This is a genomic window from Streptomyces sp. NPDC043685, from assembly GCF_056436585.1.
Window position 1 is genome coordinate 295,614 of the sequence record NZ_JBWKCH010000010.1, and the last position, 12,144, is coordinate 307,757.

A 12,144-nucleotide genomic window follows, 5' to 3' on the forward strand; every position below is an offset into this window, starting at 1 on the left:
CATCGTGGCATCCGCCACTGACAATCAGCGGCGGCCCGAGGAGAGGAGAGACATGCGGCACGTCTACTGGATCGGCGGCGGAAGCGGCGGGGGCAAGTCGACGGTCGCCCGCCGCCTCGCCGACCGGCACGGCTGGCGTCTCTACGCGACCGACGACGCGATGGCGGATCACGCCCGCCGGGCCGACGCCGGGCAAGCGCCGTTCCTGCACGCGTTCATGGCCATGGACATGGACGAACGGTGGGTCGACCGGTCCCCCGAGACGATGCTGGAGACGTTCCCCTGGTTCAGGGGTGAGGCCTTCGGCCTGATCCTGGAGGATCTCGCGCGCATGCCGGGCCGGGCACCTGTCGTCGTCGAGGGGTTCCGGCTCCTGCCCCACCTGGTGAAACCGCTGCTCACCGGGCCCGGTCAGGCGGTCTGGCTGCTTCCCACGCCGGAATTCCGGCAGGTCGCCTTCAGCAGCCGTGCCACTCCGGCGGGACGCTTCACCCGGAACACCCGTGATCCGCAGCGGGCCGAACACAACCTCGCCGTACGGGACGCCCTGTTCACGGAGCGGCTGCGCGAGGAGACCGAACGCCTGGGGCTGCCCGCCGTCACGGTGGACGGCACGATGACCGAGGACGAACTCACCGACCGTGTCAGCGAAGTCCTGCGCCTGTGACGCGGAGAAGGGCCCGCGACACGGCGGGAGCCCGTGACACGGAGGAGGGCCCGGCCCCCCCCCGTTCGGGAGCCGGGCCCTGGAAGGCGGGTGCGTCTCAGCCTTCCTGGAGGCGTGCGCGCAGCAGCCTCTTGCCCAGTTCGGCACCCTTGCGGCTGTCCGCCTGGGCCTTGCGGAACAGGTCCGCGACCTCGGTGTCCTTGGCGCGCTCGGCGTCCTGGATGTAGCTCTCCAGGCGCAGGGCGTTGTTCAGGCACGCCTCGACATACCAGATGAGGTTGTAGTCCTTGTCCTGCGTACCGGTCACACCGCCGGTCTCCGATCCCCTGCTCATGCGGGCCTCCTTCTCGCGGAGCGGACCTTTCAGGCGCCGGACGAGTACCCTCCCTCCGATCCGCCACACGGCCCGGGCGCGTCACCCGGCGTGAGCATCGCGTCACGGACCATGAGGCCGACCGGCCAGACCCGCACGGACCAGCAACTCCAGCCATGTGTACGGCAATTCAGACAGTTGCCCCGGATGCGACCAGACACCGATCACTTTCGGAATGAAGTGGCGCTCCACCGTGCGAGACCGGTCGATGACGGTGTGTACTGTGCTGCGGGTGGCTCGCCAGAGCTTCTCGGACCCCGCCCTGCCCGACTCGCTCCTGGAATCGACTCGATGATCGAAGTACCGGACCTGGCCGTCGGCGCCCTGGCCCTCGGCACACTGTCCGCGTTCGCCCTCGGCGGCGGGCTGCTGCGCTCCCGGCGGCAACTGGCGGCACAGCGTGCGAAGACGGCCGCGCTGCGGGCCCGACTCGACGGCACGTCACGGGCGTTCACCTCCGAGATCGAGCATCTGGCAGCCCGGCGGGTGCCCGCGGCGGCCCGGCAGGCCGCCCACGCCCATGTCACCGAACCCGGCCCACTGAACCCGCAGTTGGCCGATTCACCCTTCGGTCTCGCCCTGGAACAGGTGCTGAAGGGGCTCCGCGCCGAGCTGGCCGCGCAGCGCACCCGCGTCGACGCGGCCGCCCAGGCCGGGATGCGCGGGGCCACCCGGGAGATCCAGGCGGCGCTCTACCGGCTTCAGGACGCGTTGCGCAGTCTGCAACAGCGCTATGACGACCCGGAGCTGGCACAGACCCTGTTCGAGCTGGACCACGAGAACGAGCAGTCGCTGCGGCGCGCCCAGATCGCCGCGGTGGTGTGCGGGGCCTGGGTGGGTCTCGCCCGGGAGGAATCGCACCTGGTGGACGCGGTGACGGGTGGTCAGGCCCGGCTCGCCGGCTACCGGCGCGTCCGGATCAGCAACCACCTGCCGGCCGGGACGGGCCTGGTGTCGCATGCCGTCGAACCGGTCGCCATCATCGTCGCCGAGCTCCTCGACAACGCGCTGCGGCACTCCGCGCCCGACACGGACGTCGTGGTCAACCTGGAGACGGTCCACCACGGCGTCTGCGTCACCGTGGACGACGCCGGGCTGGGCATGAGCCAGGACGAACGGGCACGCGCCCAGCGGATGGTCGCCGGTACCGATCCGATCCTGCTCACGGACCTCGGCGACCCGCCGCGCATGGGCCTCGCGGCCATCGGCCGGCTGACCCGGCAGTTCGATCTGAGCGTGGACCTGTCCTCACCGTCCCCGTACGGCGGCGTGCGGGCGGTCCTGCGCGTCGACCGTCACCTGCTGACGAGGATCGACCCCGAGGAACTGCCCCCGGCCGCCAGCGCCCCGCGCCCGACACGCAAGGAGACGGCGCGGGACACGCCGAGCGCGGCGGGCGCGGCCGACGGTCCGGCCCCTGGTGCGTCCCGTGTTCCGGTTTCCAGTGCGTCCCGCGGCTCCGACTCCGGCGCACCCCGCGGTTCCGGCCCCGGCGCGCCCCAGGGCCCGGCTTCCGGCGCACCCCGCGATCCCGGCCCGGGTCCCGGCACATCCCGCGCATCGGATTCCGGCGCGTCCGACGAGCGTGGCCCGACCGCCGAGCCGCCGCGGACCGAGTCGCGGACGAGCGGGCCGGAGAGGACCGGGCCGCAAAGGAGCGGCCACCTCCCCGCCCTCCCGGACGACGATCACGGCTACGGCAAGGAGCAGGACGCCGATGCCTCCGCCCCGGCCCCCGGCCACCACGGGCCGCGCGACGGCGGCGGACTCCCCCAGCGGCGTCGCCGCAACCGTGCCACGGCTTCGGCCGCGACCGGCCCGGCCGATCCCGCGCCGGCACCCCGCCCACGCCGCCCCGAGGAGGCCGCCGCCGCCCTCGGCGCCCTCCAGTCCGGCACCGCGGCGGCACGCATCGCCGCCGGTTCGAACAACAGGGCCGCTCCAGCCGTACCTGGGGGTGCCCCGGCCGCGACCACGGCCGGCGGCGCTTGCGAGGAGACCGACAGCAACGACCACGAAGGGGGAACGGCGCGATGACCAGCCGCGCGGCGGGGGACACGGCATGGGTGCTCGAACCGGTCCTGGAGGTGCCGCACGTCGTGGCGGCCGTCCTGCTCACCCGGGACGGATTCGTCACGGGATACACCGACGCGCTGTCGCAGCCGTCGGCCGAGCGGGTCGCGGCCATCACCAGCACCGTGCAGGGCGCCTGCCGTACCGCCGCGGCGGCGTTCGCCGACACCGACCGGGCCGACATCCGGCAGGTCGTCATCGAGTCGGACCACGGCTACGTGCTCATCGTGCCGACCGACCACGGCACATGTGTGGCCGCGTACGGCGATCCGGACGTGCGGCTCGACCTGCTGGCCCACCGGGTGCACTCGCAGGTCGCGCGGCTGGGCGAGAAGGCGATGGCCGCCGGGCCCCGAGAGGACGACGGCGGCACGCCGGCATGACCGGCCGCCGAGGCGGCCGTCCCCTGGTTCCCGCGTACCTGTCGACCGGCGGGGTGGCGCGGCCCAGCCGTGCGCACCTGGAGCGGCTGTCGGTGCTCACCGGCAGCGGTGAGCCGGCCCCCGCCGAACTGCCCGCCGCCCAGGCGGCCCTCCTGGAGGAGCTGGAGCACGGGTCGCTGACGGTGCTGGAGGCCGCTGCCCTGCTGCGGCTTCCGGTCTCCGCGGTGCTGGTGCTGGCCGCCGACCTCCTCGACCGCGACCTGGTGCTGGCCCGCGCGCCGATCCCGCCCGCCCGGCGCTTCGACCCCGACCTGCTGAAGAGAGTGGCCGATGGCCTCCGCGACCTCAAGCGCCGTTGACGCCGAGCCCTGTGACGTGGACGTCCATCTCCCCGACACCGCCCGGGACTTGGTGAAGATCCTGATCACGGGACCGTTCGGCGTGGGCAAGACCACCCTGATCCGCTCGGTGTCCGAGATCCGCCCGCTGCACACGGAGGAGCCCCTCTCCGAGGCGTCCGCGCGGGTCGACGACCTCGCCGGGTCACGGGACAAGTCGACCACGACGGTCGCCATCGACTTCGGCCGGATCAGCCTGCCGGGCGGCATCGTCCTGTATCTGTTCGGCACGCCGGGGCAGGAGCGCTTCCGGGCCCTGTGGGACGACATCGCCTACGGCGCGCTCGGCGCGCTCGTCCTGGTCGACACCCGGCGGATCGACGCCTCGTTCGACGTGCTGGGGCTCGTGGAGGAGAGCGGACTGCCGTACGCGGTCGCCCTCAACACCTTCCCCGACGCACCCCACCACCACACGCCCGAGCAGGTGCGCGCGGCCCTCGACCTGGAGCCCACGACCCCGATGGTGACCTGTGACGCGCGGGAGGCGGACTCCTCGGTCGACGCCCTGCTCGCGCTGGTGCAGCACCTGATCGACCACCACCCCCCGGAGCCCCGGTGACCCACCCCTCTCCCGCCGCGCAGGCCTTCTCGCAGGCGACGCCCGTCCGCCTGTGGGAGGACGGCTTCGCCCGCGATCCCCGTTCCTACTACGCCGCCCTGCGCGCGCACGGCCCGGTCGGCTGGGCGGAACTCGCCCCCGGTGTCCCGGCGTACGTCGTCACCGACCGGCGGGCGGCGCTCGACCTGCTGCACGACACGCGGACGTTCTCGCACGACCCCAGGCCGTGGGAGGCGACCGTCCCCGACGACTCGCCCGTGCTCGGCATGATGCGCTGGCGGCCCAACACCCTGTTCGCCGACGGCGGCGCCCATCTGCGCTACCGCACCTCGCTGCTCGACGCGTTCGACCTCGTGGAGCCGCACGACCTGCGGGCCCGGGTGCACCGGGCGGTGCATCTGCTGGTGAGCCGGTTCGGGCCGCGCGGCGAGGCCGACCTGGTGGGCGACTTCACCCGGCCGCTGATGGCGCTGGTCTTCAACAGCCTGTTCGGGCTGCCGGACAGCGCGAGCGACCGGCTCGACTCCGCCCTGGGCAAGCTGATCGAGGGCGGCGCCCAAGCAGCCGAGGGCGAGGCCGAGTTCGGCGGGTACGTGCTGGAGCTGATCGCCGCCAAGAGGGAGCGGCGGGGCGATGACCTGCCGAGCTGGCTGCTGGACCACCCGGCGGGACTGACCCCCGAGGAGGTCACCTGGCAGGTGTTCCTCACCCTCGGCGCGGGACACGAGCCGACGGCCAACCTGGTGTCCAACGCGCTGTCCAGGATCCTCGGCAACCCGGCCTACTACTCGACGCTGACCAGTGGTGCCCGCCCGGTGGCGGACGCGGTGCTGGAGGTGCTGCACCACGAGACGCCCCTCGCCAACTACGGCATCCACTACGCCCGGACACCGGTGACCTTCCACGGAGTGTGGATCAGGGCAGCGGTGCCGGTGGTCGTCTCCTACGGGGCGCTCGCGGAGGCCGCAGAGCGGGAGCGCGGCCAGGACCGCCACCCCTCGGACGCCTCCCACCTGTCCTGGTCGGCGGGTCCGCACGCCTGTCCGGTCAAGCAGCACACCCTGCTCATCGCCACCGAGGCCATCGAACGGCTCACCCAGTGGCTGCCCGACCTCGAACCCGTGCTGCCGCGCGAGCGCCTCACCTGGCGGCCCGGCCCGTTCCACCGCTCGCTGACGGCGCTCCCCGTCCGTTTCCGCCCCCGCTCCCCCGACCAGCCAGGAGGACGACCGTGACCGTGACCGACCGCATCGCACTCGACCCGTTCGGCGCCGACATCCCCGCCGAGAGCGCCCGGCTGCGCGCCCTCGGACCGCTCGTGCCCGTGGAACTGCCCGGCTCCATCCCGGCCTGGGCGCCCACCCGCTACGACACGCTGAGGGAGCTCATCCTCGACCCACGGGTCAGCAAGGACCCGCGGCGGCACTGGCGGCTGTGGCCCGAGATCGACCAGAACCCGTCCTGGGCCTGGATCCTCGGCTGGGTCGGCGTGGTCAACATGCTCTCCACGTACGGCCCGGACCACACCCGGCTGCGCAGGCTGGTCGCGCCCAGCTTCACGCACCGGCGCACCGAGGCGATGCGGCCCCGGGTGGAGGCGATCACGGCGGAGCTGCTGGACGCGCTGGAGGCCGCGGACGGCGAGGTCGTGGACGTCAAGGAGCGGCTCGCCCACCCCCTGCCCATGCGGATGATCTGTGAACTGATGGGTGTGCCGGAGGGGTTACGCGAGGACACCGGACGGCTCATCGCGGCGATCATGGACACCTCGGACCCGGGTCCCGAGCACGCGGCGTCCGTGCAGCGGCAGATCGGGACGGTGCTGCCCGCGCTGATCGCGCACCGGGCCGCGCACCCCGGGGACGACATGACGACCGAGCTGATCCGGGTCCGGGACGAGGACGGCGACCGGCTCAGCGACGAGGAGCTGCTGTACACGCTGCTGCTGGTGATCGGGGCCGGCTTCGAGACCACCGTGAACCTGATCGGCAACGCCGTCGTCGCGCTGCTGCGCCGTCCCGAGCAGCTGGCGGCGGTCCGGGCCGGGGAGATCGGCTGGGACGCCGTCGTCGACGAGACGCTGCGCGTGCACCCGTCGATCGCGTCGCTGCCGCTGCGGTTCGCCGTCACCGACCTGACGGTCGGCGGTGTCACGATCCCGGCCGGTGACGCCATCATCACGACGTACGCCGCCGCCGGGCTGGACCCCGCGCGCTACGGGCCGGACGCCGACCGCTTCGACGCCACGCGGGGCGCCGACGATCATCTGGCGTTCGGGATCGGCGTCCACCGCTGCATCGGGGCGCCGCTGGCCCGCCTGGAGGCCCTGACCGCGCTGCCCGCGCTGTTCGACCGGTTCCCGCATCTGAGCCTGGCCGACGGTGACGGGGGCCTGCGACAGGTGCCGTCGTTCATCGCGTTCGGCTGGCGGGAGATCCCGGTGCGGCTGCGGGGATGACGCGATCGGGGGCACGCCGCCGAGGGGGTACCGCGCGGGAGCGCGACCGGTCCCCCGTTCCGGTCGGCGCCCCCGCGGTGAGTTGAACTTACGTCCGTGGCCGACGCCTTGTGAACCGTGTCGATGCCCGCTGCACGCTCATCGGGGCTCACCCGTGCACAGCTGCGTCCGGATGGCCCGGTTTCGTCCCGCCCGGAGCGGGCCGATCGCTTGCCCCTGAGGCAAAAAGGGCTCACGCGGGGCACGGGACGGCCGGCAGATCGAGGTCGCCCACGGCCAGGTACGCCAGCACGACCTCGTACAGGTCGGTTCCGCCGGCGAGCAGTTGGCGTTCCAGGAGGGGTTCGGCGCTGCGCACGTGTTCGCGCACGGTCTGGGCGTGCACGCCCAGGGCCTGCGCGGCCCGTTCGGCGTTGCCGCCGGCGGCGATCCAGGTGCGCAGCGTCCGGCGCGGATTCCTGGCGTCGGAGTCCAGCCGGCCCAGCAGATCCCGCGCCCAGGTGCGCAGGGCGGGCCCGGACAGCAGGTCGGCGAGCCGCAGCCCGGGGTCGCCGGTGTCCTCGGCGGGCCGGGTGTCGGGCAGGCCGATCTGGGTGTTGACCGCCAGGTGGACGACCGCCCGGGCGGTGAGGTCGGCGAAGTCGGTGCCGAGCAGGGTCTCGACGCGTTCCATGCGGGCCCGGACGGTGTTGCGGCTGACGCCGAGGACCTTGGCGGCGTTGACGGCGGTGAACTCCAGGCCGAGACGGCTGGTGGCGAGGAGTTCGGCGCGGGTGTGGTGCGCCAGGGCGTCGAGCGGGCGCAGCACCCGGGACGTCCAGCCGCGCAGCGCCACCGGGTCCATCAGGCGTTCGGGGTGGGTGCGCTCGGCGTAGACGGCCGTCTTGTCGGGGCGGAAGTGCGCGACGGCGAGGGCGCTGACGGCCTGCCCGTAGGCGGTGGCGGTGCGGGCGAGGCTCTGCCGGACGCTGCCGCCGAGGAAGAGGTCCGGGTGCCGTCCGATCAGGGACCTCAGGGCGTCGCCCGTGGTGTCGCGGAGGCTGACGACGATCACGTGCCCGTCCATGGCCGGGCAGCGCACCACGAGGGCGTCCTCCCGCGTCCGCTCCAGGCACTCCTCCGCGATGCGGTCGCGCACGGCGGGGTGGGACTCGACGACGTACACGCAGGCCGTCTCGGCGTCGAGGAGTCCGGGCCAGAGTCCGGCGGCGACCCGGCGGGCGGCGATGGTGTCCTCGACCATCAGCAGTTGCAGGATCGCCAGCCGCAGGTCGGCGGTGGCCCGGCGCAGCCGGTGCCCGGCCGCGGCATACTCGCTCGCCGTCAGCAGCAGCTCCAGCACCTGGGCGGTGTGCGTGACGACGTCGGAGGCCCGCCGGTCGAAGGGGCTCCGCCGGGAGACGGCCAGCACGCACGCGTGGGACGGGTGTTCCACTCTGACCAGTCGCAGGTGCCGCTCCCGGCTCTGCCAGGCGGCGGAGGCGATCCGGCCGGCGGTGATGTCCGCGACCAGGTCCTCCTCCAGGGGGAGCCGCTCGCCGGCGACGAGGTTGCCGTCGGCGTCCTGCAGGGCCACCGTCGCGCCGACGGTGGCGGAGAGCCAGGTGACGACTCTGCGGACGTCCCGCCCGGCCGGGCGCAGGTGTTCGAGCAGTTCCTCCGCCCACGCGGGTCCCGTGCCGGCGGGTGTCTCCCGCGGGCGGTTCCCGTCCTCCAGGCCAGCCACCTCGGTCTTCCCCCTCGTTCCTCGTGCCCTGCGGCACATCGGTCGGGGACGTTACCTCACGTCCGCCGGGCGCGCGGCGGGGCCCGTACGCCGGACGGCGGGGGCCTGCCCCGGACCGGTACCCCTCCCTGCGCCACCGACCCGTGGCGGCGGCATAAGCTCGGCGGATGGCGAAGTACTACGACGTGCACCCCGACAACCCCCAGCCGCGCACCATCGGCCAGATCGCCGACAGCATCCGCGCCGACGCTCTCGTCGCCTATCCCACGGACTCCTGCTACGCGCTGGGCTGTCGGCTGGGCAGCCGTGACGGCATCGACCGCATCCGCACGATCCGCAAGCTGGACGACCGGCACCACTTCACCCTCGTGTGCCAGGACTTCGCGCAGCTCGGCCAGTTCGTGAGGATCGACAACGACGTTTTCCGCGCGATCAAGGCGTCGACGCCGGGCAGCTACACGTTCATCCTGCCCGCGACCAAGGAGGTGCCGCGGATCCTCCAGCACCCCAAGAAGAAGACGGTCGGCGTGCGCATCCCCGACCACGTCGTCACCCAGGCCCTGCTGGCCGAGCTCGGTGAGCCGCTGCTGTCCAGCACGCTGCTGCTGCCCGGCGAGGACGAGCCGATGACGCAGGGCTGGGAGATCAAGGACCTGCTCGACCACGTGCTGGACGGGGTGGTCGACTCCGGGGACTGCGGGACCGAACCGACGACGGTCGTCGACTTCTCGGGCGGGGAGGCCGAGATCGTGCGGCACGGCGCGGGCGACCCCTCCCGGTTCGAGTAGACGGCAAAACACGCACCAATGGCCGTTCACGGTTCAACCACGTGCCGGGGGTGGGCGAAATGCCCGGGGAACGGACGTGCCACGATGACCATGATCCGCCCGGTCACGCGGACGGGTTCCCGGCCCCACCCCCGCAGAGAGGCAGCCAGCCATGACCGCCGTACAGGGAACCGCTGTCGACATCCCCACCGAGGACGGCACCGCCGACGCGTATCTGGCCCGTCCCGGCGACGGAGCCGCCCACCCGGCGGTCCTGGTCTTCATGGACGCCTTCGGTCTGCGTCCGCAGCTGCGCTCCATGGCCGACCGGCTGGCCGCCGAGGGCTACACGGTGCTGGTGCCCAACGTGTTCTACCGGCACGGCCGCGCCCCTGTGTTCGACCTGCCCGAGTTCATCGACCCGGGGGCGCGTCCGGAGATCTTCGAACGCATCGGCCCGGTCATGCGGGCCCTCACGCCCGAGCGGGCGATGCGAGACGCCGGCGCGTATCTGAGCTGGCTGGACGGGTCCCCGGCCGTGGCCGACGGCCCGGTGGCGCTGACCGGCTACTGCATGGGCGCCCGCCTCTCCCTGCTCACCGCCGGCACGTACCCGGAGCGGGTCGCGGCCGCCGCCGGATTCCACGGCGGGCGGCTGGCCACGGACACGCCGGACAGCCCCCATCTGGTGGCCGGCAAGGTCACCGCCGAGCTCTACTTCGGCCACGCCGACCAGGACCCCTCGCTGCCGCCGGAGCAGATCGAGCGCCTGGAAGAGGCCCTGACGGCGGCAGGCGTCCGCCACCGGTGCGAGGTGTACACGGGCGCGCCCCACGGCTTCACGCAGGCCGACACCGCGTCGTACCACCAGGAGGGCGACGAGCGGCACTGGTCGGCGCTGCTCGACCTGCTCAAGCGCACGTTCTGACGCCATCGGGTCTGCGGCAGGCGAGCCGGGGGCGGCCTACCGGCGGCGGCTCATGGACGGCACGGTCGACAGGTTCCGTGGGGTCTGTCCGACGGCCTGCCCGGGCGGGGCGCCGGGGCCGCACTGGTGCTGGTGGTCGTCCTCGGCGAACGATCCCCCGCCCGGCAGCCCGCCGGGCCGCCAACTCCGTTGTGCGGTCCCGCCCTTCGGGGCGTGAGCACGGCCGCACCCACGCGTGAGGCGTGCGGAAGGCCGCCTGCGGGCGGGGTCTGCCTCCCTTGTTACGGTGCCCCGGTGTCTGACTCCTCACGCGATACCGCCGAAGGCGCCGGCTGGGGTTCCACCGAACGGGGCGCGTATCAGCGGCTGATGCCGCCGAAGCCCGGGAAGATCTCCTGGCTGAACCCCCGGATGCTGTGGATCGCCCGCAACGGCGTGCTGGCCTCCTGGCTCGGGGATCCCGTCGGCCGGACGCGCGGCCGGTGGGTGGCGCAGCGGGCGGCCGCCGGCGCACCTGCCGACAAGGTGATCAAGCGCGACGACCCGGACCGGTTCTCCTTCCTGGTCATCGGCGACACCGGCGAGGGCGACGATCCCCAGTACGCCGTCGTACCGGGCCTGCTGACGGTCGGTCAGGACACCCGCTTCGCCGTGCTGGCCAGCGACGTGATCTACCCGGTGGGCAGCGCGGACGACTACGGCCCCAAGTTCTTCCGCCCGTACCGGGATTACCAGGCGCCGATCTACGCGGTGCCCGGCAACCACGACTGGTACGAGGACCTCGGCGGTTTCATGCGCGTCTTCTGCGACGACGCCCCTCCCCTGCCGCCCGAGCCCCGGCCCCGCCCGCTCACCCGGGCCTGGCTGAGGTCACTGCTGTGGCACCGGCCCCGCCCGGACGACGGCCGGCACCTGGCCGAGGCACGCGCCCTGCGCTCCGCCCCCGCACAACAGGCCGTCCAGCCGGGGCCGTACTGGGCGATCGACGCCGGTCCGGTGCGGATCGTCGGGATCGACACGGGTCTGCTCGGCACCCTCGACGCCGAACAGGGCGCCTGGCTGCGCGAGGTCTCCCGGGGCCGGCGTCCCAAGATCCTGGTCACCGGCTCGCCCCTGTACGTGGACGGCCGGCACCACCCGTGCGCCATCGAAGGGGGCGGGACCGTCGACGCCGTCGTCCGCGACCCGGACCACCACTACGTGGCGGCCATCGGCGGCGACATCCACAACTACCAGCGTTATCCGGTGCCGCTGGAGGACGGACGCACACTTCAGTACGTCGTGGCGGGCGGGGGCGGCGCGTTCACGCACGCCACCCACACGATCCCCCGCGTCGACGTCGCGGGCGTCACCGAGCAGGACTTCCGCTGCTACCCGCTGCGCGGCGACTCCCTCGCCTTCTACAGCCGGCTCTACGGCCGCAGGCTGCGGATGCCCCGTTTCTTCACGCTCACCGAGGCCGAGGCGACGGCGGTGATCGCCGAGCGCCTCGGCATCAGGCCCACCCGCACCCCGGACGCCTCGACCCGGGTCACCCGGCGCGTCCGCATGGTCGCCGCGTTGCTCGGCACCGGCCGCCGCCCCGACCGGGCCAGGCGGTTCCGGCTGCCCGTGCGGAAGATCTACACGTCGTTGTTCTCGCCCGGCTCTGCGACGTACAGCCCGCCGTTCTTCAAGTCCTTCCTGCGTCTGGACGTCTCGCCCGAGTCGGTCCGGCTGCGCTGCTACGCGGCGACCGGCAACCGGGCACAGGAGATCGCCCCGCCCGTCGAGGACGAGGTGACGATCCCGCTGCGCTGACCGGGCGGCACC

Annotated in this window: 12 protein-coding genes; 10 read left to right on the plus strand and 2 right to left on the minus strand. The window is 73.3% G+C overall.

Annotated elements, in window-relative coordinates; genetic code table 11:
- The first annotated feature begins 52 nt into the window (after window positions 1-52).
- Window positions 53-667, plus strand: a complete 615-nt coding sequence (locus AC0665_RS30925) for a hypothetical protein (protein ID WP_468639392.1) — start codon at window positions 53-55, stop codon at window positions 665-667.
- Window positions 668-764: 97 nt separating this feature from the next.
- On the opposite strand, the gene AC0665_RS30930 is transcribed toward AC0665_RS30925, so the two are convergent.
- Window positions 765-1,001: a hypothetical protein gene (locus AC0665_RS30930; protein ID WP_478706260.1), complete on the minus strand. Its 237-nt coding sequence runs from the start codon at window positions 999-1,001 to the stop codon at window positions 765-767.
- A 330-nt stretch (window positions 1,002-1,331) separates the two neighbouring features.
- Here AC0665_RS30930 and AC0665_RS30935 point away from each other — a divergent pair, with 330 nt between their 5' ends.
- The 6 genes from AC0665_RS30935 to AC0665_RS30960 are packed head-to-tail and all read left to right on the plus strand — an operon-like array spanning window position 1,332 to window position 6,911.
- Complete coding sequence (locus AC0665_RS30935) at window positions 1,332-3,077, plus strand: ATP-binding protein (protein ID WP_478706261.1); 1,746 nt, start codon at window positions 1,332-1,334, stop codon at window positions 3,075-3,077.
- Window positions 3,074-3,496: a roadblock/LC7 domain-containing protein gene (locus AC0665_RS30940; RefSeq protein ID WP_468413773.1), complete on the plus strand. Its 423-nt coding sequence runs from the start codon at window positions 3,074-3,076 to the stop codon at window positions 3,494-3,496. The genes AC0665_RS30935 and AC0665_RS30940 overlap by 4 nt, the downstream gene beginning before the upstream one ends.
- Window positions 3,493-3,855 (plus strand): DUF742 domain-containing protein, encoded by a 363-nt coding sequence (locus tag AC0665_RS30945; protein WP_468413771.1) that lies wholly within the window; start codon window positions 3,493-3,495, stop codon window positions 3,853-3,855. Before AC0665_RS30940 ends, AC0665_RS30945 begins: the two co-directional genes overlap by 4 nt.
- Window positions 3,827-4,453 (plus strand): GTP-binding protein, encoded by a 627-nt coding sequence (locus AC0665_RS30950; protein WP_478610521.1) that lies wholly within the window; start codon window positions 3,827-3,829, stop codon window positions 4,451-4,453. The genes AC0665_RS30945 and AC0665_RS30950 overlap by 29 nt, the downstream gene beginning before the upstream one ends.
- Window positions 4,450-5,688, plus strand: a complete 1,239-nt coding sequence (locus AC0665_RS30955; protein ID WP_468413767.1) for a cytochrome P450 family protein — start codon at window positions 4,450-4,452, stop codon at window positions 5,686-5,688. Before AC0665_RS30950 ends, AC0665_RS30955 begins: the two co-directional genes overlap by 4 nt.
- Window positions 5,685-6,911 carry a cytochrome P450 family protein gene (locus AC0665_RS30960; protein ID WP_478610522.1) on the plus strand — a complete coding sequence of 409 codons (1,227 nt, stop codon included), beginning with the start codon at window positions 5,685-5,687 and terminating at the stop codon, window positions 6,909-6,911. Before AC0665_RS30955 ends, AC0665_RS30960 begins: the two co-directional genes overlap by 4 nt.
- 232 nt (window positions 6,912-7,143) lie before the next feature.
- Here the strand turns inward: AC0665_RS30960 and AC0665_RS30965 are convergent, their stop codons facing one another.
- Window positions 7,144-8,637, minus strand: a complete 1,494-nt coding sequence (locus AC0665_RS30965; protein WP_478610523.1) for a helix-turn-helix domain-containing protein — start codon at window positions 8,635-8,637, stop codon at window positions 7,144-7,146.
- 167 nt (window positions 8,638-8,804) lie between these two features.
- Here AC0665_RS30965 and AC0665_RS30970 point away from each other — a divergent pair, with 167 nt between their 5' ends.
- The 3 genes from AC0665_RS30970 (at window position 8,805) to AC0665_RS30980 (ending at window position 12,132) form a co-directional block, all read left to right on the plus strand.
- Complete coding sequence (locus AC0665_RS30970; RefSeq protein ID WP_366053356.1) at window positions 8,805-9,425, plus strand: L-threonylcarbamoyladenylate synthase; 621 nt, start codon at window positions 8,805-8,807, stop codon at window positions 9,423-9,425.
- Between the two features lie 151 nt (window positions 9,426-9,576).
- Entirely contained in the window at window positions 9,577-10,332 is a 756-nt protein-coding gene (locus AC0665_RS30975) for a dienelactone hydrolase family protein (RefSeq protein WP_478610524.1), read from the plus strand.
- 294 nt (window positions 10,333-10,626) lie between these two features.
- Window positions 10,627-12,132, plus strand: a complete 1,506-nt coding sequence (locus AC0665_RS30980; protein ID WP_478706262.1) for a metallophosphoesterase family protein — start codon at window positions 10,627-10,629, stop codon at window positions 12,130-12,132.
- Window positions 12,133-12,144: the final 12 nt, after the last annotated feature.

Excerpts from the sequence above, each read along its gene's own strand:
- AC0665_RS30925 (WP_468639392.1), top strand. The coding sequence starts at position 53 with ATGCGGCACGTCTACTGGATCGGCGGCGGAAGCGGCGGGGGCAAGTCG.
- AC0665_RS30930 (WP_478706260.1), bottom strand. The coding sequence starts at position 1,001 with ATGAGCAGGGGATCGGAGACCGGCGGTGTGACCGGTACGCAGGACAAG.
- AC0665_RS30935 (WP_478706261.1), top strand. The coding sequence starts at position 1,332 with ATGATCGAAGTACCGGACCTGGCCGTCGGCGCCCTGGCCCTCGGCACA.
- AC0665_RS30940 (WP_468413773.1), top strand. The coding sequence starts at position 3,074 with ATGACCAGCCGCGCGGCGGGGGACACGGCATGGGTGCTCGAACCGGTC.
- AC0665_RS30945 (WP_468413771.1), top strand. The coding sequence starts at position 3,493 with ATGACCGGCCGCCGAGGCGGCCGTCCCCTGGTTCCCGCGTACCTGTCG.
- AC0665_RS30950 (WP_478610521.1), top strand. The coding sequence starts at position 3,827 with ATGGCCTCCGCGACCTCAAGCGCCGTTGACGCCGAGCCCTGTGACGTG.
- AC0665_RS30970 (WP_366053356.1), top strand. The coding sequence starts at position 8,805 with ATGGCGAAGTACTACGACGTGCACCCCGACAACCCCCAGCCGCGCACC.
- AC0665_RS30975 (WP_478610524.1), top strand. The coding sequence starts at position 9,577 with ATGACCGCCGTACAGGGAACCGCTGTCGACATCCCCACCGAGGACGGC.